The following is a 24,801-nucleotide window of genomic DNA, read 5'->3' as shown; positions in this document are numbered from 1 at the left end:
GACAAACTCATGGACAAGCTCATGGACAAGCTTGCGTTGGCTTCCATGCTGGCCTTGTTAGTGGGAGGGAACGCCGTGGCCGAGACCCTGAATTTCGACAACGCTGCTGCCGGAAGTTCGCCCGGCGGGTGGACTTTGACGATGACCGGCAAGGGACAGCCGAAATGGACCGTCGAGGCCGAGGCCACGGCGCCCAGCAAGCCGAACGTTCTTAAGCAATCCGGACGGGCGACGTTTCCCCTCGCCATCAAGCGCGATACCGCCATCCGCGACGGCTTCGTCGAGGTGAAATTCAAGGCCGTCGCCGGCTCCGAGGATCGCGCGGCGGGAGTTATTTGGCGTGCGAAGGATGCCGATAATTACTACGTGGTGCGGGCCAACGCACTGGAGGACAATGTCGTGCTGTACAAGACGATCAAGGGCGTTCGAATCTCACTTGATATCGTGGGTCGCAAAGGCGGCTATGGCGTCAGCGCGCCGGTGTCGTCCGGGCAATGGCACCTGCTGCGCTGCGACTTCGCTGGAAGTCGGTTCAAGGTGAGCTATGACGGAAAGAAATTGTTCGAGGTGGAAGACGCCACCATTCCGGACGCCGGCATGATCGGCCTGTGGACCAAGGCAGATAGCGTGACCCTGTTCGATGATCTGACATATGGTGAGACCAAATAGGCGTTTGGTCACCTGTGCCGGAGATTGCCATGAACGTTCGATGCCTGTCGGTCGCGACGGCCCTGCTGATTGCGTCCATCTGCCCGGTACGGGCTGAGGAAAGTCTGGTCGCCTACAAATCGCTCGGTCCGGAACTGGCGCTCGATCTTGCGCGCGCTGCGCTGGCGAACTGCCGCACCCGTGGATACCAAATTGCAGTCGCTGTCGTCGACCGGTTCGGCGTCACGCAAGTGATGTTGCGCGACCGCTTTGCAGGTCCTCACACGCCCTCGACGGCAGCCGGCAAGGCGTGGACTGCTGCCTCGTTCAAGACCAGCACGACCGAGCTGAATGCGATCAGCTATGCATGATGCAGGCGGGCATTCGCAACCTTCCCGGAGCAGTCGTCATCGCCGGAGGACTGATCGTTGAAGCGGGCGGCTCCCTGGTCGGAGCGGTCGGCGTGTCCGGCGCTCCGGGCGGTGACGCGGACGAAGCGTGCGCGAAAGCCGGAATTGATGCCATACGCGACAAGCTGGACTTCTGAGAGCCTTTTCGCGAGCCTGGCGCGGCCGTCTGATCCACAGGGATGAGCAGACGCGCCGCCTTCGCATGCTCAGGTGTGACCGCTCATCGAGCGGATATGACGATCACCGATCGTCACGCCAACCTGAGAAGTAACACTGTCGAGCTTCCCCAACGATTGTTCTCGATAAGCCGATGTCCGCGAGAAGCCGGTCGTCCAGTTCGAGAAGCTCGTCGTATTGGCGGCGCCGTGTGATGCCGTCCAGCAGCGCGAGCGTTAACTTCCAGAACCATCGAGGGTTTGGAGAGGGGGCGAAGGCTGCGCTGGATGTGCTGATTGAGCCAGTGGTGCTGTCGCAAGACATGTTTCACCTCCGTAATGGAGCGAAACAACGCTTGGCTCGAAAGCTGGTCGGGCGGTTGTGTTTGACCCGATGGCCGTTGCTATCATGCTGGTCTTTGCCGCACAAGCGACCCTGATCGTGTCTTGATCGTGAGCTGCCTCCGGGTGCTTGCGCCTCGGAACGCTCCGCTTGCGCCCGGGATTTGTCCGCCGAATTTAGACGAGCCGGTGCCGCTGACGCTGGTCGGACCGTCGGTCGTCCGCTGGGGGACGGTCCCGGCCGCCGTTCCGGCCTCGGTCACGAACCCTTGACCAAGATCAATGACTGTTTTCGATGCTCGAATATGTTACTGAGGCGGTGTTCCGGCCCGAAAGTGAGATTTAATATTTGATGCAGTTCGTCCGTACCATCCAGGCATTCGCCATCGCCATATCCTTGGCGATGTTGCCGGTTGGCGCGTCCGCGGCGAACCTCGCAATCTCGTCGGACGACATGGCGACGACCATGCACATGAGCGGCGACGCGGATATGTCGATGGACGATTGTTGTCCCGACATGAAGGGAACGGGCTCCCACACTGGTGGCGACAAGTGCGGAATGGGCTTCTGCTGCGTTGGCGGGATCATCGCGCTCGGTGATGTCAGGCCCGTCGCTTTTGCATATCTCGCTGTGACGGCCAGCAAGTTGACCATTCCAGCCGATCAGGTTGTCTGCTTCCGCGGCGCCAGTCCTCCTTTCCGACCACCTCGAATCTGATCTCGCAAAGCCCGAGACGCGAGCGGCATGCCGGCTCGCGACGATGACTGACGTGCGCGCTTCCCGCGCCACGGCGATAGATCAATTCATGAGGACAGGACAATGCTTTCCAGATTCAGCACCGCGGCTCTCGCGGCCACCCTTTCGCTTGCCGCTTCCGCCGCGCTTGCCGGCGCCGGCGACTACGCCTTCGACCCCGTCAATCCGCAGATGAAGAAGGGTGAAGACGTCACGCTCGCCGTTCGCTTGACGAACAAGCAGACCGGCAAGCCCGTGCCGGACGCGGTCGTCTTCAAGACCCGCGTCGACATGGCCCCGGACGGGATGGCCGAGATGGAGTCGCCGGTCGCACCGCTGCCCTCCAAGGAACCCGGTGTGTACGCCTTCAAGACAGACCTGCCGATGGCCGGCCGCTACCAGATCACGCTATCGGCGAAGGTGCAGGGCGAACCCGAGACCGTCATCGGCAAGGTGATCGTCACCGCGACCAAGTGAGCGTTCGGGCGCTGCCCGGCGGCGCCCGACATTCCCTTTTTTCATTCACATGGAAGCGCGCTCCCGGGCGCGCGGATACACCACATGAAAACGCTGCGTCTCCTGACTGCTCTTGCGCTGGGCGGCGGCCTGGCCCTGGCCGGCTACTGGCATTTGAGCCGTGCGCGCGGGCTCCTCGATGCCGACATCATATCCGCTGCCGCTGCCGCCGAGCCAACTCCGCTCTATTACCGCCATCCGGGCGGCGCGCCGCTTTGGTCTGCTGGTCCGAAGAAGGACGAGCGCGGCCGGGACTACCTGCCGGTCTATGACGACGATCAGGCGGTCCGGGCCGTACCGAAGCCGCAGCAGGCGTCCTCGCGGAAAATCCTCTACTACCGCAATCCCATGGGGCTGCCCGACACCTCGCCGGTGCCGAAGAAGGATTCGATGGGGATGAATTATGTCCCCGTTTACGAAGGCGACGACACCGACGACGGCACCGTGAAGCTGTCGCCCGGCAAGATCCAGCGCACGGGCGTGAAGTCCGAGCCGGTCGAGCGTCGCTCGATCCGGGTCTCGGTGAAGGCGCCCGGTACGATCCAACTCGATGAGCGCCGCGTGTCGGTGATCGCGATGCGCGCCGAAAGCTTCGTGCAGAAGGTCGCCGACGTGACCACCGGGACGCGCGTGAAGGCGGGCCAGCCGTTGATGGAAATCTACAGTTCGGCGGTCGCTTCCGCCGCGGCGGAATATCTCGCGACGATCACCTCCAAGACGGTCGGCGGCGTTGAGACGTATGGCCGCGGCTCGCGACAGCGGCTGATCAATCTCGATGTTCCCGACGCGGTTATCGCGGAGATGGACAGGACGCACACCTCGCCCGTCACCATACGCTGGTCTGCGCCGCGCGATGGGATCGTGCTCGAGCGCGGCGCGATCGAAGGTATGCGGGCCAATCCCGGCGACGTGCTGTTCCGGATCGCGGACACCTCGGTCGTCTGGGCGCTGGTCGACGTGGCCGAGCGCGATCTCGGCGACATCGCGGTGGGGCAGTCGGTCGCGGTACGCGCACGCAGTTTCCCCGGCCGAACCTTCACCGGGAAGATCGCCGTTGTCTATCCGCAGGTGAACCGCGACACGCGAACCGTTCGTGTCCGGATCGAGCTTGCCAACCCGGACGCGGTGCTGCTGCCGGACATGTACGTCGATGCCGACATCGACACGGCCGACGCCGCGCCCGTCCTGGCGATACAGGACAGCGCGGTGCTCGACACCGGCAGCCGGCAGAGCGTCCTCGTCGACACAGGGGAAGGGCGTTTCGAGCCGCGGGAGGTTAGGCTGGGCCGTCGCGGCGGCGGTTATGTCGAGGTGCGGGAGGGTCTTTCGGTCGGCGAGGCGGTGGTTACCTCCGCCAATTTTCTGATCGATGCGGAAAGCAACCTCAAAGCGGCGCTGAAGGGTTTTGGTGAGGCGGCGTCCCGCGTCACCGACGTCGGCCCTGGTAACGCAACGGGAGATCGCAAATGATTGCCCGTGTCATCGCCTGGTCGGCGCGCAATCTGCTGCTCGTGCTGTTCGGTACCGGCTTCGCCGCCGCCGCCGGCCTCTATGCCCTGGTTCACCTCCCGCTGGATGCGATCCCGGACCTCTCGGACACGCAGGTCATCGTTTACACCGAGTATGCCGGGCAGGCGCCGCAGGTGATTGAGGATCAGGTCACTTATCCGCTGACGACGGCGATGCTCACCGTGCCGAAATCGAAAGTCGTGCGCGGCTTCTCGTTCTTCGGCGTCTCTTTCGTCTACGTGATCTTCGAGGACGGCACCGACATCTACTGGGCCCGCTCGCGCGTGATGGAATTCCTGAACGGTGCGTCGTCCAGGCTTCCTGCCGGTGTCACCCCGACCATCGGGCCCGACGCGACCGGCGTCGGCTGGGTCTACCAATACGCCGTGATATCGAAGGAATTGAACCTGGCGGACACGCGCACGATCCAGGATTGGAATCTGAAGTTCGCGCTGGCCAAGGCCGATGGCGTCGCCGAGGTCGCCAGCATCGGCGGTTTCGTCAAGCAGTACAATGTGGTCCTCGACCCGCAGCGGATGCGCGACCGCGGCATCAGCATGCAAAAAATACGCGAGGCGATCCGCGCCAGCAACGCCGATGTCGGCGGACGCACCGTCGAGCTTTCCGAGTTCGAATACGTCATCCGCGGCAGGGGCTACATCAAGAGCATCAACGATCTCGGCAACATCGTCCTGAAGACGAGCAACGGCACGCCGGTGTTGCTGCGGGACGTCGCCAACGTCGAGCTCGGACCGGACGAGCGGCGAGGCATCGCCGAATTGAACGGCGAGGGCGAGGTTGCAAGCGGCATCGTGCTGCAGCGGTTCGGCGTCAACGCACTCGACGTCATCGAAAACGTCAAGAAGCGCTTCGGGGAGATCGCGAGCAGCCTGCCGAAATCGGTCGAGATCGTGCCGGTCTACGACCGGTCGAACCTGATCTACGCGGCCATCGATACCCTCAAGCACACCCTGTTCGAGGAGAGCATCGTCGTTGGGCTCGTCTGCATCGTGTTCCTTCTGCATGTCCGCAGTGCGCTCGTCGCGATCCTGATGTTGCCGGTCGGTGTGCTGATGGCGTTCGGTGCCATGAAGCTGCTCGGGCTGGGATCGAACATCATGAGCCTCGGCGGTATCGCGATCGCGATCGGCGCCATGGTGGACGCCGCCATTGTCATGATCGAGAACGCACATAAGCACCTCGAACGGGCGAGGCCTCATCAGTCTCGCGTGCAGATTCTGATCGACGCAGCATCCGAGGTCGGGCCCGCGCTGTTCTTCAGCCTGCTGATCATCACCGTGTCGTTCATGCCGATCTTCACCCTGGAATCGCAGGAGGGGCGATTATTCAGCCCGCTGGCGTTCACGAAGACCTTCTCCATGGCCGCCGCGGCCTTGCTGTCCGTCACCCTGGTGCCGGCGCTGATGGTGATCTTCGTCCGCGGCAGGATTGTCCCGGAGAGCAGGAACGTCATCAATCGCTTCCTGATCTGGGTCTATCGTCCCGTGATCAAGGGAGTTCTGCGCGCCAAGACTCTGGTCATCCTGGCCTCGCTCGTCGTGCTTGCGGTGACAATCTGGCCGGCGCGCCAGCTCGGCACGGAGTTCATGCCGGCGCTGAACGAGGGAACGCTGCTCTACATGCCGACGACGCTGCCCGGCATTTCGGTCACCAAGGCAGCCGAGCTGATGCAGATGCAGGACCGCATCATCAAATCGTTCCCGGAGGTCGCTTCGGTCTACGGCAAGGCGGGACGAGCCGCCACTGCGACCGATCCCGCACCGACGGAGATGTTTGAAACAATCGTCAACCTGAAGCCGAAAGAGGAGTGGCGTTCCGGCCTTACCGTCGACAGTCTTGTCGCCGAGATGGACAAGGCGTTGCAATTTCCGGGCGTCTCCAACGCCTGGACCATGCCGATCAAGGCGCGCATCGATATGCTCTCCACCGGCATCCGCACGCCGGTCGGCGTCAAGGTCATCGGAACGGACCTCGGCGAGATCGACCGGCTCGCGAAGCAGATCGAACGCGTCATCAAAACCGTGCCCGGCACGTCGTCGGCCTACGCCGAACGCGGCATCGGCGGCTATTATCTCGAGATCGTTCCGGATCGCGAGGTGCTCGCCCGTTACGGCATATTGATCCAGGACGTTCAGGACACCATCGCGGCCGCGCTCGGCGGTCAGACTGTGACGACGACTGTAGAAGGCCGGCAACGGTTCACGGTGAACATGCGCTATCCGCGTGACCTCCGCGACAATCCCAAGGCCATCGCCAGCGACATCCTGGTGCCGATGCCTTCGGGCGGTGCCGTGCCGCTCGGCGAGGTCGCCAAGGTCGAGCCGGCACGCGGGCCGACCTCGATCCGGACGGAGAACGGTCAGCTTGCGACTTACATCTACGTCGACATCCGGGATCGCGACATCGGAAGCTACGTCGCCGATGCGCAGCGCGCCGTCACCGAAAGCATCAGGTTTCCGGCCGGTTATTACGTGATCTGGAGCGGCCAATACGAATATCTGCAGCGCGTCGCCGCCCGCCTGAAGATCGTCGTTCCGGTGACGCTTACGATCATCTTCCTGCTGCTGTACTTGAACTTCCGGGCGATGACCGAGACCCTCATCGTGATGCTGTCACTGCCGTTCGCGCTGGTCGGCGGCATCTGGATGATGTGGTGGCTCGGCTTCAACCTGTCCGTTGCCGTCGCGGTCGGCTTCATCGCTCTCGCCGGCGTTGCCGCCGAGACGGGCGTGGTGATGCTGATCTATCTCGATCACGCGCTGGTCGAGACAAAAGCCAGGTGTAGCGCTGACGGCAGGGTCTTTACCCGACGAGACCTTCACGATGCCATCATGGTGGGTGCGGTCGAACGCGTGCGGCCCAAGATGATGACAGTGGTCGCAATCATGGCCGGTCTGCTGCCGATCATGTGGAGCACCGGGGCGGGGTCGGAGATCATGCAGCGCATTGCGGTGCCTATGATCGGCGGCATGACGTCATCGACAGTGCTGACCCTCGTCGTGATCCCCGCGATTTTCGGCCTGGTGAAGGGGCGGGGGCTTCCACCAGGCGAACGATCGGCTCTTGCCGATGAATGGACCATGCGCGCTCCGCAGGCCGCCGAATAGGTGGGCGGCGAAGGTCGTCGTTCTCGGCAACGTCTCCGCCAACAAAAAACCCGCGGCGGATTGCTCCGCGCGGGTGAACTTTCGATGATGCCATTCTGCCAGTGTTTTGCCCGACGTGTCAAAGGCGGAGGCGCGCTGCGCGGAGGATTCGCATCGCCGTCCGGTTTTCCACAATGCGAGGGGTAGTGGTGTTCGGCCGTTCCGGCCCCCAACAATCGACAATTTGTCAAAGCGAGCCGGGCCGTCTTCATAGGAAGGACGTTCCGCTCCGCCTGTCCACATGATCAAGCTGACCGCGACGCAAAGCATCACCCCGTACAAATGGGTGCATCCGACCGAAGAGCGGTAGGATTGGCAAACACCGAGCAGCGCACAGCAACGCGCTAGCGACAGATCAGAGCTCCGACGCAAAGAACAAGCATCGTCAAGCTGAGCGCAATGGTAACGAGGGCGCGCTCGGCTCTGCTGGTAAGCTCTTCTTCGCTCATGACAACTTTCCCTGCCGCAAGGTCAACCTGCATGCCCTCACCTTGTTCCCCGCACGATCGGGATGCGTGAAGCTTGGTGGCTCCAACCTGATCATGCACGCTGCCGGAGGAAGTGCCGCCAACGTGAACCGCTCCCTGCCGGCTGTGTGCACTAGTGCGCCGACGGAAGCTTCCACCAATATCTACGTTCCGACGTCACCGCCCCATCAGTGGCTGTTATCGGTGATGAGAACGCTGCTTGCGCTCCCGCCTCCTCCGGAACGGATCGTGCAGTGAGCCAGCGGCGCAAGTTCAATGAATCGCACGAAGAGGGGCTTGCAGAAATGGCCGTTCGTCTTCGCTCAGCCGCGGAACTGCTCCCGCCAGGGCCAGTGAGAGATGCCGCCCTCAGACGCGCACGCTGGGCTGAAACAAGCTTGTCGTTAGATGATTGGCTCAACTCGCCAGGACTACAGCCACCGACCTGAAGGTGAAGTTGAGCTGCAGGGATTCAGGCCATGTTCGGTGAGGCTCCAGCAAGAAAAAACCCGCGGCGGATTGCTCCGCGCGGGTGAACTTTCGATGCTGCCATTGTGCCAGTGTTTTGCCCGACGTGTCAAAGCCGAACAGCGCGATGGGCAGGGATGGATCGGTCCGGCAAACGCCTATTTGGTGCAACCAAAATGGCAATGATTTGAATACCATCGCTACTGTGCATGGGGTTGTTTTTCGACTTTTTGTTTTTCGCGTCGCCGAAGCGACGCGCTTTAGCGCCGTGCGCGCGGCGCTTCCGCCTTGGCCGGCGGGTCGGTCTGCGGACCGCAGCTCGCGGCCGCGAGCGAGCCTTGCGCCTGCGGCATCAGGCCGGGCTCGGGGGCGAGCGCCTTCATCACGATCAGGCCGGTGGTGCTGGGGGAATCGATGATCAGGCGGTCGGCGGCGGTGATCTCTTCGTCCTCGGGCAGCTCGTTGTGCTGCGGCTCGGTCATCAGGTCGAGCTCGATCACCTTCTTGCCGGCCGAGCGGTCGTTGATGGCGTAATAGGCGATCTCGTTGCGGGTGTAGAACGACACCGAGGTGTAGGCCTGACTGACGGGGACCGTCAGCTTGATCGGGCCGTTCGACAGATCGTAGCGGCAGATCGCCAGCGCAAAGGCCGGATCCATGAACGGCATCGGCGAGGTCTGCGGATCGGTGAGAGGAAGCTGCGTGACCGCGTTGAGCTTGGTCATCGGCGTCAGCCGCGAATAGGCGTCCTGAGTCGCGATCCGCGGCAGCGCCAGCACGCTGACGAGATGGACCACGAGGCCCAGCACCACGCCGGCAACGATGGTGAACAACAGCCGGATCATGAGCAGCCCGCCGTCGTGATCGTGGGCATCGGCGCATCGCGCTGGGTGCGTGTGGCAACGCCGACCGGGGTATCGTAGAGCCGCAGCATCAGCGCGTAACGCTCGATGCCGCCGGTCGGCAGCCAGTTGCCGGCGCGCGAGCGCGAGGCGATGCGGATCTCGAACGAGCCGTCGGACTGCCGCACGATCTCCTGGCTGGTGAAGCCGTAGCGCTGCAGCGAATTGGGAACGAGATGACCCTTGCGGTCGTAGAGCGTCAGCGTCCAGAACCGCGCCGGCGGCGTCACGCCGGAGACCACGACGTCGCAGCGGCCGTCGAGCACCTTCTTCTTGTCGTCGGCGGTTGCGGTGAAGGCGACGCCGTCGCCGGTGCCGATCGGCAGCTCGCCGTTGCGCACGATGGTGGCGCGCGAATAGGGATCGACGTCGGCGGTGCCGGTGCGCGGACGCGCGGTCCAGGGGCCGATGGTCAGCGCGCCGATCTCGGTGCCGCGCGTTGTCGTCATCCAGGTCGCACCGACGCCCACCACGGTTGCGAGCAGAAGGGCCGTCAATGTGATCAGGATCAGCCGCACTTGTTTCGATCAGTTCTTGTTTCGACTAGTTCTTGCGCGGGGCGGATGCGTTCGCATTCTCTTCCGCATAGTTCTGCGGGAAGGCGAGCGCGCTCGTGGACGATGCCGGCTTGGCTTGCTTGGGATCGGTGGCCGCCGATTTGGTCGCGGTCCTGGCCGCGTCATCCAGCAGCTTCTCGACGCGGACCAAAACGTCGGCGCCGCGCTTGGTCAATACCGGCGGCGGACCGGGCTTGGTCTCCAGCACCTTCGGCGCCGCATTGGCCTGCGCGTTGGCGATCCGCTCGGGCGGCAGCTTCTGGCCCATGCCGATGCCGGCGATTTCCCGCACCTCGACGCCCTGATGCGCCGCGAGCATGATGTCGTGCCAGGTCTGCGCCGGCAGCGAGCCGCCGGTCATGCGGTTCGTCGGCGAATAGTCGTCATTGCCGTACCAGACCGCGCAGGTGAAATTGCCGGTGTAGCCGACGAACCAGGCGTCGCGATAGGCATTGGTCGTTCCGGTCTTGCCGGCGGTCGGAATGCCGTCGAGGGCTGCGCGGCGCGCGGTGCCTTCGCTGACGACGTGGCTCATCATGCCGGCCATGTCGGCGGCCACGGAGGCGGGGATCGCCTGGCGCGGCTTCGGCCCGTCGCGGTCCCAGCGCCAGACCGGATCGCCGGCGCCCGTGCGCACTTCCAGCACGGAATGCGGCGTCACCGCCTTGCCGCGGTTGGGGAAAGTTGCATAGGCCACCGCGTGCTCGAGCACGGTGACTTCGTCCGAGCCGATCGGCAGCGACGGCGTGTCGGGCAGCGGCGCCTTGAGGCCGAAGCGGCGCGCGACCTCGACGATCTTGGCGCGGCCGACCTTGGCCGGGTTCTGCGCTTTGGGCTCGTTCTTCTGGCCGATCGCGATCGACAGCTTGACGGGCACCACGTTGATCGAACGCGTGATCGCCTGCGTCAGCGTCACCGAGCCGGAATAGGAATGGCCATAGTTCTGCGGGCACCAATTGCCGATGCAGACCGGGCCGTCCACCACGATCGAATTCGGCGTGAAGCCGTTGAGGAGCGCGGTGGTGTAGACGTAAGGCTTGAACGACGAGCCCGGCTGGCGGTAGGCGTCGGTGGCGCGGTTGAACTGGCTGGCGCCGTAGTCGCGGCCGCCGACCATGGCGCGGATGCCGCCGTCGAGATCGGAGACGACGGTCGCGGCCTGGGTCGCGTGATAGTCGCGGCCGAATTGGCGCAGCTGGTTCTCGACCGCGTCTTCCGCCGCCTTCTGCACATTGGTGTCGATCGCGAGCCGGACCACGAAGACGCGCTCGGTGTAGGATTTCGGGAAGGTGTCGACCAGCTTGCGCATCTCGTCGAAGGCGTAGTCGAGATAATAATTCGGCGACGCCTCGTAGCGGCGGTCGACCGCGAAGGCGGGATTGCGGCGGGCGCCGAACACCTGGCCCTCGGTCATGAAGCCGGCGTCGACGAGATTGTCGAGCACCACGTTGGCGCGGGCGCGGGCGGCGGGCAGGTTGATGTGGGGCGCGTATTTGGTCGGTGCCTTGAACAGGCCGGCGAGCATCGCGGCTTCGGCGAGCGTCACGTCTCGTGCCGACTTGTTGAAGTAGAAATGCGCGGCGCCGTCGACGCCGAAGGTGCCGCCGCCCATATAGGCGCGGTCGAGATACAGCTTGAGGATCTCGTTCTTGGTCAGGCGCCATTCCAGCCAGACCGCGAGGAAGGCTTCGTTGACCTTGCGCTCGATGGTGCGCTCGTTGCTCAGGAACAGGTTCTTGGCGAGCTGCTGGGTGATCGAGGAGCCGCCCTGGCGGACGCCGCCGGCCTGGGCGTTGGTGACGAGCGCGCGCGCGGTGCCGGCGATGTCGATGCCGAAATGCTCGTAGAAGCGGCGGTCCTCGGTCGCGAGCGTCGCCTTGATCAGCACGTCCGGAAAATCTTCCAGCGGGATCGAGTCGTTGTGCTTGATGCCGCGGCTGCCGATCGGGTTGCCGTAGCGGTCGAGGAAGGTCACCGCGAGGTCGGACTTCTTCAGCCAGTCCTCGTCCGCGGTCTCGCGGAAGGCCGGGATGGCGAGGGTTAGCATCACGACCAGGCCGCCGAGGCCGAGGGTCGCGGCCTCCGACAGCGGCTCGATGAACACCCAGCGCTTCCACCGCCCGACATAGAAGCGGTCCATGAAGGTCGAGTAGCGCTCGTAGAGCTCGCGGATGCCCTTGGCCGAGGAGAACAGCGAGGAGTCGATGCGCGCATCGAGATCCAGGAAGAAATTCCGGATCCGGGCTTTCCAATGCGGTGGTATGATCTGGCGCACCTAGAACCCTTGCGGCTTGGTTCGAAAGCGTTCAAGCACCCGGCCGGGGCGGCATCGAGACGTCTTGCGGGAGTGTTGCGGCAAACCCAAGGCGCCCGGCCAGCGACGGTGGGGACTTGCTGTTCCTTCTAGCCGAGCAGGGCCTATAAACCAATGGTCACGCTTGCGATTTTGAACAACAGGCCTAATTGACCCCGGTTCATTACGGGCCTCACGCGGGCGTTGCTTGCAGCCCCAGGGCGGCACGCCCTAGATGGCACCAGCCGTAGCTCTTTCGAACTTTTGTTGAGGCGCATGACCGCAGCTCCCAAACGACCTTCAGGCCAGGAAGGATTCTTCTGGAAAACCAAGACGTTGGAAGAGATGTCGGGGCCCGAATGGGAGAGCCTGTGCGACGGCTGCGGCCGTTGCTGCCTGAACAAGCTCGAGGAAGAGGGCACCGGCGACATCTACTTCACCCATGTCGGCTGCAAGCTGCTCGATGGGGTGACCTGCGGCTGCAAGGACTATGCGAATCGTTCCGACAAGGTTCCGGACTGCGTCCGCCTGACCCCGGCCAATGTCCGCACCCTGAACTGGCTGCCGCCGAGCTGCGGCTACAAGCTCGTCGCGGAAGGTCGCGACCTCTATTGGTGGCATCCGCTGGTGTCAGGCGATCCCGACACCGTGCATGAGGCCGGCGTCTCCGTACGCGGACGGGTCGAAGGCAGCGAGGTGGAGATCCCGGACGAGGAGCTCGAGAACCACATCGTGCAATGGCCGGCGCAGCTGCCGAAACGGGCCCGCCTGAAGCGACGTCCGAAGGACTGATCCGCCGCACCAGCTAGATCACTTGTTCGGGATGACCGTCGGGTGGGATGCTCCCATGCGCCGCGGTGCCTGCCTGAGAAGAACTTTGCTGTCTACATTGGCTGCATAGAACGAATCCTTCGCGGCGTTGCGCCGCCTCATGGCCTCCGATCGAGATGAACAAGTTCGAGCGGCAGAACAGTTCTGCCGACACCCAGACATTGCCCGACGATATCGCCGAGGAATTGTCGCGGCTTCCGAGCGAGGTCTTGAGCGTCGATGACGCTCCCTCGCTCGCGCCGCCGGCGCCGCTGTCGCAGGACGAGGTCCGCACCATCGTCATCAGCCTGATGCTGACGATGTTCCTGGCCGCTCTGGACCAGACCATCGTCGCCACCGCGCTGCCGACCATCGGACGCCAGTTCCACGACGTCTCCAATCTCTCCTGGGTCATCACCGCCTATCTGCTCGCCTCGACCGCCGTCGCGCCGGTGTTCGGCACGCTCAGCGACATCTATGGCCGCCGCGTAATGATCATCATCTCGCTTAGCCTGTTCGTCGCGGGCTCGGTGCTGTGCGCGATCGCGCCGAACCTGCCGATGCTGATTCTTGCACGCGGGCTTCAGGGACTGGGTGGCGGCGGCATCATGCCTGTCGTGCAGACCGTGATCTCCGACGTCGTGTCGCCGCGCGAGCGCGGCCAGTATCAAGCCTATTTCTCCAGCGTCTGGATGGTCGGGGGCATTCTCGGCCCGGTCATCGGCGGCGTGTTCGCCGAGCATCTGCACTGGTCGATGATCTTCTGGATCAATGTGCCGCTCGCGGCCGCGGCGATCGCGCTGCTATTGCCCAGGATGAAGAAGATCCCGGTGTTCCACCGCAAGCGCAAGGTCGACTGGCTCGGCGGCGTGCTGCTGATGGCCTCCGCCGTCGTCTTCATGCTGGTGCTGACCTGGGGCGGGACGCGCTTCCCGTGGCTCTCTCCGACCGTGCTTGCGATGGTGGGCGGCGCCGTCGCGCTCGCGGTCACCTTCGTGTGGCACGCGCGCCGCGCGGACGAGCCGTTCCTGCCGCTGCCGCTGCTCGGAGGATCGGTTGTGCCGTTCGGGCTTATGGCCGGCGGCTGCGCGCTCGGTGCGATCACGGGCCTCACCGTGCAGCTGCCGCTCTATTACGAGGCGGTCTATCATCTCAGCGCCAGCGAAGCCGGCCTTGCGCTGATCCCGCTCGCGGCGGTCTCGACCGTCGGCGCAGCCGTCGCCGGTCGCACCATGGCGCGCGCCAAGCACTACAAGCGGGTCGCCATCGTCGGAACGTCCTGGGCTGCGCTGTGCGGCCTCGGCCTCACCTTGACGACGTTGCCGCTATGGGCGCTGCTGACGCTGATGGCTGCGTTTGCGCTTGGCCTCGGCACCACCTTTCCGGTCTGCGTGGTCTCGGTGCAGAATTCGGTCGCCCGTCCGCAGGTCGGCACCATCACCGGCGCGTTGAACTTCTTCCGCTCGCTGATGTCATCGTTCACGGTCGCGGCGTTCGCGGCCATCCTGCTCATCGCGCTCGGTGCCGACGTTCCGCTCGCCGGCGAGCATCACGGCGCCGTCAATGCGATCCCCGCCGACGACATGCGGCATGCGTTCCGTTACGTGTTCGGCGCCGCCACGGCGCTGATGGCCGGCGCCGCGCTCTGCCTGATCATGATGGAGGAGCGCCCGCTGGCCGGTCCCTCCGTCACGCAGCAGGTGGAGATGGCGGAGTAAGGGTTAGCCACCGCGGTCGGGATCGTCGTCGCCATTGCCCGCGCCCGTCTTCCGCGCTTTCGCCGCGAGCTGCTGCTTGAGCCGTGCGAGCGCTTCGGCAGACCAATCGCCGACATCTGTGACCGCGACCCAGCCATCGACGTAGTGTTCGGGCGCGTAGACATGGCCAAAACCCATCGGCGTGTTGGTTGCGACCGCCATGTCGAGAGCGAGCTGCAGCATCGTGACGATGGGGTACCATCGCAGTTCCGACGATACGTCAGGCCCGCGCGGCGCGTCCATCCAGGCCGGCGCCCGATAGGCGTCGCCGTAGCCGAAGAATGTGATCGCGTCACTGGCATATTGCAGATAGACCACGCGCATCGGGCCCCAGGGCGTATCCGGCGGCACCGTCGGCCCGTTCTGGTTCATGAAGCGCACGAAGCGGCCGTCGCGGAATTTTGGCAGCCACGCCGGTGATCCTGGATTGCGGTTATCGGTAATCGAGCGCCAGATGCGGCTCTCGAATGGCGCTCCGCTCCATAGTGCGCCGGCGATGGGATCGCCGATTGTTTCGAACAATTCTGCGGATTTTTCCGAGTTCATGGCGCCGAGGCTGAGCCCGTGCAGATACAGCTTTGGCCGCCTGTCCTTGGGCAAGCTCGTCCAGTAGCCGTAGATTTCGGCGAACAGCGCACGCGACGCCTCCGCTCCGTATTCGGGCTGAAACAGCAGCGACAGCGGGCTGTTGAGATACGAATATTGCATCGCGACGCTCGCGACATCGCCATGGTGGAGATATTCCACCGTATCCATCGCGGAGGGATCGACCCAGCCGGTGCCGGTCGGCGTAATGACGATCAGGACCTTGCGTTGAAAACCGTGCTGGCGCTTGAGCTCCTCAAGCGCAAGCCTGGCGCGCGCCTGGGCCGTGTCGCGGCTGCCGAGACCGACATAGACGCGCACGGGATCCTGCGCGGGCTGTCCCGTAACGGCGCTGATCTCTGTCGCGTTCGGGCCCGAGGCAATGAACCGGCGCCCCATGCGCCCGAGTTCCTGCCACTTCACCAGCGACGCAGAACTCCCGGTTCGATCGGGGGCGGCCGGTTGCGGCCGCTCGGGCTCTTGCAGGGCGTCGAGTTCGCGGAAGGAGGAGTCGAGCGCGTTGAACGCGGTCCGGACCAGGACGTTGCTGGCGATCGACCAGAACAGCAGGCCTGCGATCAGCACGCCGAGGACATTGGCGAGCTTCCGCGGAATGACGCGCTTTGTGCGTACGGCGAGGAAGCGGGCGACAAACGCGAACAGCCGGCCCAGCACCAGCAGAACGGCGAACGTGATCAGGGCGATGACGCAGACCTTGAGCGGATGCGCGGTCTCGACCGGCATCATCTTCATCACTGTGCGGATCGAATTCTGCCATTCGGCGGTTCGCCGCAGGAAGATAACGACGACCAGCAGGCAACCGGCCGTGACCAGCGCATTCGCAATCGATCTCGCCCGCGGCGAAGGTTCGGGCAATTCGAGATAGTGCCATAGCCGGCGCCACAGCACGCCGGCGAAATAGCCGATCGCAAAACAGCCGCCGGCAAGCGCGCCTTGCGTGAGATAGCTCCGCGGAATCAGCGTCGGCGTCAGCGCGGCAGCAAAGAACAGAGCGCCCAGCATGAGGCCGACACCGGACAGCGAGAGCAATTGCCGTCGAACGAGCCAAGCCAGATTCGTCACGGCATCCTCCGGGCGAGTCTATCTCTGGTTCTTGTCTGAAAAGCTGCTCTGTCGGGGCAGCCGGATCGTGAATTCCGTGAACTTGCCCGGCTCCGTCGCGACGTCGATGGTGCCGCCGTGCTGCTTCACCACGATGTCGTGGCTCATCGACAATCCGAGGCCGGTGCCTTCGCCGGCCGGCTTGGTGGTGAAGAACGGATCGAACATCTTTTCTTTCACTTCGTGCGGAATGCCGGCGCCGTTGTCGCGGATGCGGATCTCGATGCTGTCGCCCCGGTCGCGTGTTGCGGCGATCACCACCGGCTCGTAATCGGCGGCGCCGTCATCCGATTTGCGCTTGGCCACCGCGTGGAAGCCGTTCGAGATCAGGTTCAGCAGCACCCGGGTGATCTCCTGCGGAAACACTTCCGCTTGCCCGGCCGCCGGATCGAGCTCGCGCTTCAGCGTCACGTCGAACTGTGGCTTCTCGGCGCGGGCGCCGTGATAGGCAAGGTTGAGGCTCTCCTCGACCAGCGCGTTGATGTCGCTCAGCCGATGCTCGCCGCCGCCCTCGCGGGAATGCAGCAGCATGTTCTTGACGATGGAGTCGGCGCGCCTGCCGTGCTGCACGATTTTCGCGAGATTGTCCTTCAGGAGCCCGGTCAGCTCGTCGACTTCGCTGCGGACGTCGTCCGCGAGAGGGACAGGCGCGAGCGCCTGGTTCAGCTCGTCCGTGAGCTCGGCGGAGAGCGATGCAAAATTGTTGACGAAGTTGAGCGGGTTCTTGATCTCGTGCGCGATACCGGCCGTGAGCTGGCCGAGAGACGCCAGCTTCTCGGTCTGGACCAGCCGGTCCTGGGCAGCGCGCAAATCGTCGAGCGATTTGGCGAGGTCCCTGGTGCGATCCTGCACCTCGTTGAACAGGCGCGTGTTCTCGATGGCGATCACGGCCTGGTCGGCAAAGGTCTTGAGCAGCGCGATCGCCTTGTCCGGGAAAGGACCGGCCTCCGGCCGCGTCACGCCGATGGTGCCGATCGCGACGCCGTCGCGCAGCATCGGAATCACGAGGATGCTGCGATAGCCTCGCGTCCGCGCCAGCTCTCTCATGGCGTCCGTGAGGTCGGGCTCGTTCTGCATGTCGCTGCGGAATGCGAACTCTCCGCTCGTCGCCACCCGGCTGTGAATGCCGGATGCCGACAGCGGCGCCGGGAACGAGCTGAGCAGCTCTTCGTTGCCGGCTTCGTTGTCGGTGCTGAAGGCGGCCAGGTGCAGCAGACCGTCGACGACGCGCGTGACGGTGGAGGAATGTCCGCCGACCAGGGACTTGGCGCTGTCGGAGATCGCCTGGAACACCGGCGTCACATCCGCGGGCGAGGCCGCGATCACTTTGAGGATGTCGGCGGTCGCGGTCTGCCGTTCCAGCGCTTCCCTCGTGGTGTTGAACAGGCTGACATTCTTGATCGCGATCACCGCCTGGTCGGCGAAGGTCTGCAGCAGCCGCACATGATGCTCGCCGAACGCGCCGGTCGCGCGCCGCGTGGCGATGATGATTCCGATGGCCTCGCCGTCGCTCATCAAGGGCGCGAACAGCATGCTGCGGTAGCCGCGGGCGCGTGCGATGTCGCGAGCCGCCGGTTCGACCTCGGTGTCGGGCAATTGCGCCGCTACACCAGCGGCGACGAGCTGGTAGGGCGGGAATTGCGCGAATGGCACCGGGAACGAGGCCTGCAGCACGCGATCGCCGGCCGGATCGGTCGGCGTGAACGCCGCAAGGTGCGCGGCGCCGCCGATGTAGCGCAGCACCGCCGTGGAGAAGCCGCCGATCAGCCGATTGGCATTGGCGGCAATGGCATCGAACACCGGCTGTACGTCGGACGGTGAAGCGGCCATCACTTTCAGGATGTCGGCGGTGGCGGTCTGGCGCTCGAGCGTCTCGCGTGTCTCGTTGAACAACCGCGCATTCTCGATCGCGATCACCGCCTGGTCGGCAAAGGTCTGGAGCAGCTGGACGAGGTCGGCTGCGAACGCGCCGGGCTCCGCACGCGTGACGCTGATCATGCCGACGGGCGTACCCCGATTCATCAGCGGCATGAACAGCACGCTGCGGAAGCCGCGCAGCCGCGCAAGGTTCCGGTTCAGCTCCGGGACCTCCGCGGCTTCGCTATCTGGAAACTGGATCGTCTCGCCGCCACGCACCAGCGCGAAGGTCGGAAAGTCGGCAATCTTGCGCGGGAACGACGCCTTGAGCCCTTCGTCCGCCTCGGGGCTGGTTGGTGTGAACGCCACGAGGTGGAGCTCGTCCTCGATGAACTGAAGCACGGTGGCCGAGAAGCCGCCGAGCAAACGCCTGGAGCTGGACGCGATCGCCTCGAAGACCGGCCGGGCATCGGACGGAGAGGCCGCGATGGTGCGCAGAATCCCGGCACTGGCGCTCTGACGATCGCGCGCAGTCGCAAGCTCGCTTCGAAGCTGCGCGTTTTCGGCTGCTGCCGACTGCAACAGGCGCTCGAATTCCTCGATGTCGTCGGAAGGGGTGGTCATTCGCAATCCGGCTTGCTGCCGCGACATGCGCGGCACCAACGCGGATTATCACATCTCCTGCGGCCGGAGCCAGCGTCCGCGACAGCGAGTTTTGTGGCCAGAATCCGGCCAGTTTTACGTGCCCGGCCGCGACACCTCGGTCTCCTTGCTGGTGATGAACTCCAGCAGCACGGGAACGCCTTCCTGCGTCTCCTGGATGCCGCGCCTGATCGCGGGGATGATGTCCTCGGGTCTCGTCACCCGCTCGCCATAGCCGCCGAAGGCGCGTGCCATCGCGGCGTAGTCGCCGGAAATGTCGGTCGACCGATATTTCTCGGTCGAGACCGGCATCACCTTCAATTCGATCGCCATCGAAAAATTGTTCAGCAGGATCGACATGATCGGGATGCGCTCGCGCACCGCGGTCTCGAAATCCATTCCGGTGAAGCCGATCGCCGCGTCGCCCCAGACATTGATGCAGAGCTTGTCGGGCTTTGCGAGTTTCGCGCCCATTGCGAGCCCAAGACCGTAGCCGAGTTGCGTCGTCTTGCCCCAGCCGAGATAGGTGAGGGGCTCGACCGACTTCCAGAACGGCGAGAGCTGGTCGCGCGGACTGCCGGCATCGTGGGTGATGATCGTGTTGCCCACGTCGACGGTGTGTTGCAAGTCCCACAGTACGCGATAGGGGCTCAAGGGCGCATCATTGCTGGTGAGCTTCGGGATCCATTTCGCCAGCCACTCCTTGTGCGAGGCCGCGATCTCGGCTGCCACCGCCGATGCGTCGCGATCCGCGGTGACGGTCTTGCCGATTTCCTCCAGCAGCGCGTCGAGCACGAGCCCGGCATCGCCGACGAGGCCGATCCTGGCTTCCACATCCTTGTTGAGATGGTTCGGATCGAGCGTCGAGTGGATGATGGTTTTGTCTTTCGGCATCGCGATGCCGAAATTGGTCTCGGTGAAGGAGCAGCCAATGCCGAAAATGACGTCGGCGTCGGCCAGGAACTTCGGCACCGCGCGCGGCACCGCAAGGCCGCCGGAGCCAAGCGAGAGTGGATGCGTTTCCGGGAAGGACGATTTGCCCCCAAGGCTGGTGGTGACGGGAATGGCGAGCCGTTCGGCCAGCCGTTTCAATTGCGGCCAGGCCTGCGCGTAATGCACGCCCTGGCCGGCATAGATCACCGGGCGCTTGGCGTTGACGAGCAGGTGGGCCGCCTCCTTCACATGAACGGGGTCCGCGCCGTAGCGGGTGCGCAGCACAGGCGTGTAGTTCAGCGGCTCCGGTACATCTTCGTTCCACATGTCGGCGGGGATCTCGACGATGACAGGCCCGCCGCGGCCGTTTTTCAGCTTGGTGAAGGCGCGGCGAAAAATGTTGGCGACTTCCGCGGCGAGGATGATCGGTTCCGACGATTTCGAAAACGCCTTCATCGCCTCGCTGGAATTGAAGTTCGGCTCGATATGCGCAAGCCTGCGCTGATAGCCCATCGGCAGCACCAGCACGGGAACGGATTCGCCGTAGCATTGCGCGACGCCGCCCATCGCATTCTCCGCACCGGGGCCATGCTGCATGCAGAACGCGCCGATCGAGCGTCCCGATGTCACCCGCGAGATCGCATCCGCCATGTGGATGCCGACGCGCTCCTGCCGTACCATCACCGGCCGGATATCGGCCTTCGCCGCATGCTCGATCAGATGGTTGACCGGATAGCCGCAGAGGATCTCGATCCCCTCGCGCTTCATGATTTCCGCAATCGCGGTGCCGAGCTTCATGGCGTCTCTCTCCCTGGGCAGGCCGGTTGGTCCGGCTGATTAGGGGAGAGAGGATCAGGAAATTGGCGTAGGGTAAAGCACAGCTCGATGCCCGCGGAGGTAGGTCAGCCATGCAGCAGGCTGCCGTAGCCCGGATGGAGCGCAGCGCAATCCGGGGCCGTTCCACCGGAAAGACCAATGACGAATTTCGCTCCGCTCCATCCGCTACGACTGCTACTTGCAGCTTTGGCAGATCATCAGCTTGCGTTTCAACGCCTCGTCTTCTTGATCAATCAATTGCTCAGCGGCGCCTTTAGCACCCGGATCGGCTCTGGAGCCCTTCGCCGTGCGAGACCTCACCGGCGGGACTAGCAGGCTCGAGGTGTCATTGCCGTCGCCGGCGCCTACGCTGAAGCCATCGTAGTCGACCGCCGGGTTCGGCGCCGATGGAAGCCCGCCGATGACCGGCGGCGAAGCCTCTCTGATGGATGCTGCCGGCGGAGGTCTGGAATTTTTAGCGCCCGCATGCGGCGGCGATGCATGGGGCGGAGAAAGCGAAACCGGCGGCGCGGCCGAAGTCTGTCCTCGCGCGCTGTCCTGCGACCAGACGCCGACAAAGATGAGGCTCAAAGCCAGAAGCAACACGCTTTTCATCCGCATATTTCAAGCCGCTGTGGTCGGTGGATTGACATTGTGAAGGGTATCAGGACTCACATGGTCGTCAAAGCGCCGCAGCCCGGATTTCGCAGCCGGGAAGATGGTTCACAAAGCGTGACCAGCCCGCCGCGCACCAAGCCAGGCGCGGTCAAGTCAAAGAGGAATTTAACGCTTGGGCCCTAACTTGCGCTCGCCATGAGTGACCAGGCCGTCCACAGCGAGGTTCAACCGTTTTCGGCGCGTGCGGCGCTTCCCTGGCTGGTGAGCCTTGGCGTCTATGTCCTGCTGCTGATCCTTGGACCGCGGCTGCTCAATGATCCCGACAGCTATTCTCATATCGAGGTCGGGCGCTGGATCATCGCGCACGGCACGCTGCCAGCGAGCGACCCATTTTCTTTTTCGAGGCACGGCGCCCCCTGGATCACCTTCGAATGGCTCTCGGAGATCATCTACGCCGGAGCCTACGCGCTTGCCGGCTGGCAGGGCGTCCTCGTCGTCGCCGCCGCGGCGATAGCGCTCGCCTTTGGCCTGTTCACGTTCTTCCTGCTGCGCGAGCTTTCGCCAATCCACACGCTGCTCATGGTGATCGCGGCCGTCATCCTGTTGGCGCCGCATATGCTGGCGCGGCCACACGTGCTGGTGCTGCCGTTGATGGTGACCTGGGCGGCTGCCCTGGTACGCTGCATGGATCGTGGTGGACCTCCGCCGTATTGGGCTCTTCCGCTGCTGGTCGTGTGGGCCAATCTGCACGGCAGTGTGGTGCTGGCGCTTGGACTGATCGGGCCAGCGGGGCTCGAGGCGCTGCTGCGCGAGAAGCGCAGCGAATGGCCACGCGTATTCCTGCGGTGGCTGCCATTCACCGCGCTTGCGGTCGTAGCGTCCTGCCTGACACCCTACGGGCCGGAACCGCTGCTGATGCCGCTGACCACACTCGGCCTCGGCCCCGCGCTCGGTTGGATTGCGGAATGGCGGCCGCAGGATTTCAGCCACATAGGCTTCTTCGAGTTGCTGCTGCTGGCCGCCATCTTCGCGCTCTCGCGTGGCGTGACGCTGCCGGTCGTCCGTACCTTGGTCGTGATCGGCTTGCTGCATTTCGCGCTGGCCCAGATCCGCAATGCGGATCTGCTGGCCATGCTGGCGCCGCTCTATCTGGCGGCTCCGCTGGGGCGGAAGTTCGGTGGACCGGTTGGGGAAGATGCCGCCGGCTCGTCGCGCGGCCTGAACCTGGTCGCGCTCGGTGTGTTGATCGTGGCGAGCGGGGCGACACTGGCCCGTGATATACGGCCGGCTCCAGCCATTACCCCTCAGGCTGCCGTCGCTGAAGCTAAACTCGCCACGGCGGGGCACGTGCTCAACGATTATTCCTTCGGCGGCTATTTGATCTTTGCCGGCATTCCCACCTTTATCGATGGTCGCGGTGAACTGTACGGGGGGGCGTTCATCAACCGCTACAATCGCGCCCTGGCGCTGCTCGACCTCGGCGACTTTCTCAAGTTGCTCGACGAATACAACATCGGCGCGACGCTGCTCGCGCCGGGGACGCCCGCGATAGCGATGCTGGACCGGCTGCCCCGATGGCAGCGCGTCTACAGCGACGACGTGGCGGTCGTGCACAAGCGGCGGGACATGCCGCAAAGATAGATCAAGCGGTCCCGAAGGCGGCGTATTGGCCGCCGAGCGGCACGCCGCTCAGCGTGTGTTCGAGGCGCCGCGCCGGCCTTGTGTCCCAGGGCAGCAGCAGGAAATGGCGCGCACCGATCTCGCGCAGGCCGCCGGAAGCCATCAATTTTCGGGTTGTGCCGGCCCCGAGCAACACGGCGTCCCGGTCGAACTCACAACGCGCGACGGCAAGGCGGGTCAGCGGGTTGTACGGATTGTGCTCGATGACGCAGACGAGTCCCCCGGAGCGCGTCACGCGCCGCATCTCCGCGATGAATTGCGCCCATTCGGTTGGCACGACGTGGTGCATCACGCAGACGGCCGTGACCAGATCGAAGCTGGCATTGTCGAAAGGAAAGGTGCGGCCGTCAAACTCGCGGTAGTCGACCCTGCCGTTGTCAGCGCGTGCCTGCGCCAGGCTGGCCGAAGAAACGTCGATACCGCTCAAGCGGCCGACCATGCCGTGCAGCAGGGGATGAAGGCTGCCGACGCCGCAGCCGACGTCCAGCATATCCGGCCTCTCCGTGTCGAGCCGCTGCGCGATCAGATTGCCCAGGAGATCGGCCTTGGCGCGCATGAAGAAATGATGCGGCAAGCCGGAGAAGTCGATCGAGGATTGGACCACGTCACGGTAGTTGTCGTGATAACCGTCGAAGAGTTCGGTCATGCGCTGGGTCACTGGTTGACGGCGTGGATCGCGGGTGCGGCCGCCGCCTCGTTGCGGTCGAAGCCGGCGCGGGTCTGCACGACGTAGAGCGGGCGACGTTTCACCTCGGCGTGGATGCGGCCGACGTAAAGCCCCACGATACCCGTCATCAGCATGTTCATTCCACACAGCAGGGACACGACGACCATCGTCGAGGACCAGCCGGTGACGAGATGACTATCGTTGCTGAGCCACAACAGGATCACCCAACCGCCGTAGAGCAGTGCGAGTCCCGAGACGGTCAATCCGCACCAGATTGCGAGCCGCAAGGGCAGATCGGAAAAGCCGAGCGCGGCGTTCATCGCGAGCCGCACCATCTTGAACAGTGGATATTTGGTCTCACCCGCTGCTCGCTCGAGGCGGTGGAAGGTGACCTCGGCCTGCCGGAAGCCGAGCCAGGCGATCATGCCGCGTACGAAGCGGTCCTGCTCCGGCATCTGCCGAAGCGCGTCGAGCACCTTGCGATCGATCAGGCGGAAGTCGCCGACATCGGCGGGGATGCCGACCGAGGACATCCTGCCGAGAAGCCGGTAGAACAGATGCGCGGTCGCGCGCTTGAATCGGCTTTCGCCGTCGCGCGACAGGCGCCGGGCGTGGACGATGTCGTTGCCTTCCTGCCATTTTGCGATCAATTGCTCGATCACTTCGGGCGGATCCTGCAAGTCGGCATCCATGACGATGATCGCTTCACCTTGCGCGGCGTCCATGCCGGCGGTAATGGCGATCTGATGGCCGAAATTTCGCGACAGGCCGATATAGCGAAAGCGCGGGTCGCGCGTGGCGAGCGCCTGGAGCACGATCGAGCTGGAATCACTGCTGCCGTCGTCGACGAAGATTGCTTCTGCCGGCCCGTCGAGCCGGGACAAAACCAGGTCGAGCCTGCGCAGCAGCACCGGCAACACCGCTTCCTCGTTGAATACGGGGATGACGAGGCTGTAGCGGATCGACTGGAAATTGGCCGCCATGCGAGAGAGTCCAACTCGTTGCAGGAGCGGAAGTCTATGCCGGCGGTGGTTAAGGTCGCCTTGCCACAACCATTAAGGATATGGGGCACCGCGGGTGGCCTCCAAAAGGCGGCGCGAATGGTGATGCCCGATTAACCACGCTGGGCGGCTGCGGCTTTGGC

General features: G+C 64.2%; 18 protein-coding genes and 1 pseudogene. 9 read left to right on the top strand and 10 right to left on the bottom strand.

Annotated features, from left to right (window positions below):
* Positions 1-9: 9 nt before the first annotated feature.
* Both GWG67_RS03580 and GWG67_RS03575 read left to right on the top strand, forming a co-directional pair.
* Positions 10-669: a hypothetical protein gene (locus GWG67_RS03580; protein ID WP_275167759.1), complete on the top strand. Its 660-nt coding sequence runs from the start codon at positions 10-12 to the stop codon at positions 667-669.
* Between the two features lie 29 nt (positions 670-698).
* A pseudogene (locus GWG67_RS03575) lies at positions 699-1,195 on the top strand (heme-binding protein).
* A gap of 103 nt (positions 1,196-1,298) precedes the next feature.
* Here GWG67_RS03575 and GWG67_RS03570 read toward each other — a convergent pair.
* Positions 1,299-1,538, bottom strand: coding sequence for a DUF1127 domain-containing protein (locus tag GWG67_RS03570; protein ID WP_275167758.1), 240 nt, complete (start codon positions 1,536-1,538; stop codon positions 1,299-1,301).
* Positions 1,539-1,907: 369 nt separating this feature from the next.
* Here GWG67_RS03570 and GWG67_RS03565 point away from each other — a divergent pair, with 369 nt between their 5' ends.
* The 4 genes from GWG67_RS03565 to GWG67_RS03550 all read left to right on the top strand — a co-directional run bounded on the left by GWG67_RS03565 (position 1,908) and on the right by GWG67_RS03550 (position 7,444).
* Positions 1,908-2,273, top strand: a complete 366-nt coding sequence (locus tag GWG67_RS03565) for a hypothetical protein (RefSeq protein ID WP_275167819.1) — start codon at positions 1,908-1,910, stop codon at positions 2,271-2,273.
* A gap of 102 nt (positions 2,274-2,375) precedes the next feature.
* The gene (locus GWG67_RS03560; RefSeq protein WP_275167757.1) at positions 2,376-2,768 is read left to right on the top strand and encodes a FixH family protein; all 393 of its coding nucleotides are present in this window, start codon (positions 2,376-2,378) and stop codon (positions 2,766-2,768) included.
* An 84-nt stretch (positions 2,769-2,852) separates the two neighbouring features.
* Positions 2,853-4,277: an efflux RND transporter periplasmic adaptor subunit gene (locus GWG67_RS03555; RefSeq protein WP_275167756.1), complete on the top strand. Its 1,425-nt coding sequence runs from the start codon at positions 2,853-2,855 to the stop codon at positions 4,275-4,277.
* On the top strand, positions 4,274-7,444 hold the full coding sequence (locus tag GWG67_RS03550; protein ID WP_275167755.1) for an efflux RND transporter permease subunit: 3,171 nt from the start codon (positions 4,274-4,276) through the stop codon (positions 7,442-7,444). Before GWG67_RS03555 ends, GWG67_RS03550 begins: the two co-directional genes overlap by 4 nt.
* A 1,234-nt stretch (positions 7,445-8,678) precedes the next feature.
* On the opposite strand, the gene GWG67_RS03545 is transcribed toward GWG67_RS03550, so the two are convergent.
* The 3 genes from GWG67_RS03545 to GWG67_RS03535 are packed head-to-tail and all read right to left on the bottom strand — an operon-like array spanning position 8,679 to position 12,152.
* Positions 8,679-9,263: a DUF1254 domain-containing protein gene (locus GWG67_RS03545; protein ID WP_275167754.1), complete on the bottom strand. Its 585-nt coding sequence runs from the start codon at positions 9,261-9,263 to the stop codon at positions 8,679-8,681.
* Positions 9,260-9,838, bottom strand: coding sequence for a DUF1214 domain-containing protein (locus tag GWG67_RS03540; protein ID WP_007593444.1), 579 nt, complete (start codon positions 9,836-9,838; stop codon positions 9,260-9,262). Before GWG67_RS03540 ends, GWG67_RS03545 begins: the two co-directional genes overlap by 4 nt.
* Positions 9,839-9,863: 25 nt before the next feature.
* Entirely contained in the window at positions 9,864-12,152 is a 2,289-nt protein-coding gene (locus GWG67_RS03535) for a transglycosylase domain-containing protein (protein WP_275167753.1), read from the bottom strand.
* 294 nt (positions 12,153-12,446) lie between these two features.
* Here GWG67_RS03535 and GWG67_RS03530 point away from each other — a divergent pair, with 294 nt between their 5' ends.
* Together GWG67_RS03530 and GWG67_RS03525 are read left to right on the top strand one after the other, a co-directional pair.
* A complete protein-coding gene (locus tag GWG67_RS03530; protein ID WP_275167752.1) occupies positions 12,447-12,962 on the top strand; it encodes a YcgN family cysteine cluster protein in 516 nt (171 codons plus the stop codon).
* 155 nt (positions 12,963-13,117) lie between these two features.
* Positions 13,118-14,698: an MDR family MFS transporter gene (locus tag GWG67_RS03525; protein WP_275167751.1), complete on the top strand. Its 1,581-nt coding sequence runs from the start codon at positions 13,118-13,120 to the stop codon at positions 14,696-14,698.
* A gap of 3 nt (positions 14,699-14,701) precedes the next feature.
* Here the strand turns inward: GWG67_RS03525 and GWG67_RS03520 are convergent, their stop codons facing one another.
* The 4 genes from GWG67_RS03520 to GWG67_RS03505 form a co-directional block, all read right to left on the bottom strand.
* Entirely contained in the window at positions 14,702-16,345 is a 1,644-nt protein-coding gene (locus GWG67_RS03520) for an alpha/beta-hydrolase family protein (protein WP_275167818.1), read from the bottom strand.
* A 78-nt stretch (positions 16,346-16,423) separates the two neighbouring features.
* On the bottom strand, positions 16,424-18,925 hold the full coding sequence (locus tag GWG67_RS03515; RefSeq protein ID WP_275167750.1) for a GAF domain-containing protein: 2,502 nt from the start codon (positions 18,923-18,925) through the stop codon (positions 16,424-16,426).
* 114 nt (positions 18,926-19,039) lie between these two features.
* Positions 19,040-20,695 carry a thiamine pyrophosphate-requiring protein gene (locus GWG67_RS03510; protein WP_275167817.1) on the bottom strand — a complete coding sequence of 552 codons (1,656 nt, stop codon included), beginning with the start codon at positions 20,693-20,695 and terminating at the stop codon, positions 19,040-19,042.
* Positions 20,696-20,887: 192 nt separating this feature from the next.
* Positions 20,888-21,307 (bottom strand): hypothetical protein, encoded by a 420-nt coding sequence (locus GWG67_RS03505; RefSeq protein ID WP_275167749.1) that lies wholly within the window; start codon positions 21,305-21,307, stop codon positions 20,888-20,890.
* Positions 21,308-21,505: 198 nt separating this feature from the next.
* On the opposite strand from GWG67_RS03505, the gene GWG67_RS03500 reads away from it, so the two are divergent.
* Positions 21,506-22,951 carry a hypothetical protein gene (locus GWG67_RS03500; protein WP_275167748.1) on the top strand — a complete coding sequence of 482 codons (1,446 nt, stop codon included), beginning with the start codon at positions 21,506-21,508 and terminating at the stop codon, positions 22,949-22,951.
* 1 nt (position 22,952) lies between these two features.
* Here the strand turns inward: GWG67_RS03500 and GWG67_RS03495 are convergent, their stop codons facing one another.
* Both GWG67_RS03495 and GWG67_RS03490 read right to left on the bottom strand, forming a co-directional pair.
* Positions 22,953-23,636 carry a class I SAM-dependent methyltransferase gene (locus tag GWG67_RS03495; RefSeq protein WP_275167747.1) on the bottom strand — a complete coding sequence of 228 codons (684 nt, stop codon included), beginning with the start codon at positions 23,634-23,636 and terminating at the stop codon, positions 22,953-22,955.
* 8 nt (positions 23,637-23,644) lie between these two features.
* On the bottom strand, positions 23,645-24,640 hold the full coding sequence (locus GWG67_RS03490) for a glycosyltransferase family 2 protein (RefSeq protein ID WP_275167746.1): 996 nt from the start codon (positions 24,638-24,640) through the stop codon (positions 23,645-23,647).
* Between the last annotated feature and the right edge of the window lie 161 nt (positions 24,641-24,801).

The sequence above is a fragment of the Bradyrhizobium sp. CSS354 genome, from assembly GCF_029051725.1.
Taxonomy (GTDB): domain Bacteria; phylum Pseudomonadota; class Alphaproteobacteria; order Rhizobiales; family Xanthobacteraceae; genus Bradyrhizobium.
Note: the sequence above shows the minus strand (reverse complement) of the source record. Positions and strands in the feature narration are given on the sequence as shown.

Excerpts from the sequence above, each read along its gene's own strand:
- GWG67_RS03580 (WP_275167759.1), top strand. The coding sequence starts at position 10 with ATGGACAAGCTCATGGACAAGCTTGCGTTGGCTTCCATGCTGGCCTTG.
- GWG67_RS03570 (WP_275167758.1), bottom strand. The coding sequence starts at position 1,538 with ATGTCTTGCGACAGCACCACTGGCTCAATCAGCACATCCAGCGCAGCC.
- GWG67_RS03565 (WP_275167819.1), top strand. The coding sequence starts at position 1,908 with ATGCAGTTCGTCCGTACCATCCAGGCATTCGCCATCGCCATATCCTTG.
- GWG67_RS03560 (WP_275167757.1), top strand. The coding sequence starts at position 2,376 with ATGCTTTCCAGATTCAGCACCGCGGCTCTCGCGGCCACCCTTTCGCTT.
- GWG67_RS03555 (WP_275167756.1), top strand. The coding sequence starts at position 2,853 with ATGAAAACGCTGCGTCTCCTGACTGCTCTTGCGCTGGGCGGCGGCCTG.
- GWG67_RS03550 (WP_275167755.1), top strand. The coding sequence starts at position 4,274 with ATGATTGCCCGTGTCATCGCCTGGTCGGCGCGCAATCTGCTGCTCGTG.
- GWG67_RS03545 (WP_275167754.1), bottom strand. The coding sequence starts at position 9,263 with ATGATCCGGCTGTTGTTCACCATCGTTGCCGGCGTGGTGCTGGGCCTC.
- GWG67_RS03530 (WP_275167752.1), top strand. The coding sequence starts at position 12,447 with ATGACCGCAGCTCCCAAACGACCTTCAGGCCAGGAAGGATTCTTCTGG.
- GWG67_RS03525 (WP_275167751.1), top strand. The coding sequence starts at position 13,118 with ATGAACAAGTTCGAGCGGCAGAACAGTTCTGCCGACACCCAGACATTG.
- GWG67_RS03520 (WP_275167818.1), bottom strand. The coding sequence starts at position 16,345 with ATGCTGGGCGCTCTGTTCTTTGCTGCCGCGCTGACGCCGACGCTGATT.
- GWG67_RS03515 (WP_275167750.1), bottom strand. The coding sequence starts at position 18,925 with ATGACCACCCCTTCCGACGACATCGAGGAATTCGAGCGCCTGTTGCAG.
- GWG67_RS03505 (WP_275167749.1), bottom strand. The coding sequence starts at position 21,307 with ATGAAAAGCGTGTTGCTTCTGGCTTTGAGCCTCATCTTTGTCGGCGTC.
- GWG67_RS03500 (WP_275167748.1), top strand. The coding sequence starts at position 21,506 with ATGAGTGACCAGGCCGTCCACAGCGAGGTTCAACCGTTTTCGGCGCGT.
- GWG67_RS03495 (WP_275167747.1), bottom strand. The coding sequence starts at position 23,636 with ATGACCGAACTCTTCGACGGTTATCACGACAACTACCGTGACGTGGTC.
- GWG67_RS03490 (WP_275167746.1), bottom strand. The coding sequence starts at position 24,640 with ATGGCGGCCAATTTCCAGTCGATCCGCTACAGCCTCGTCATCCCCGTA.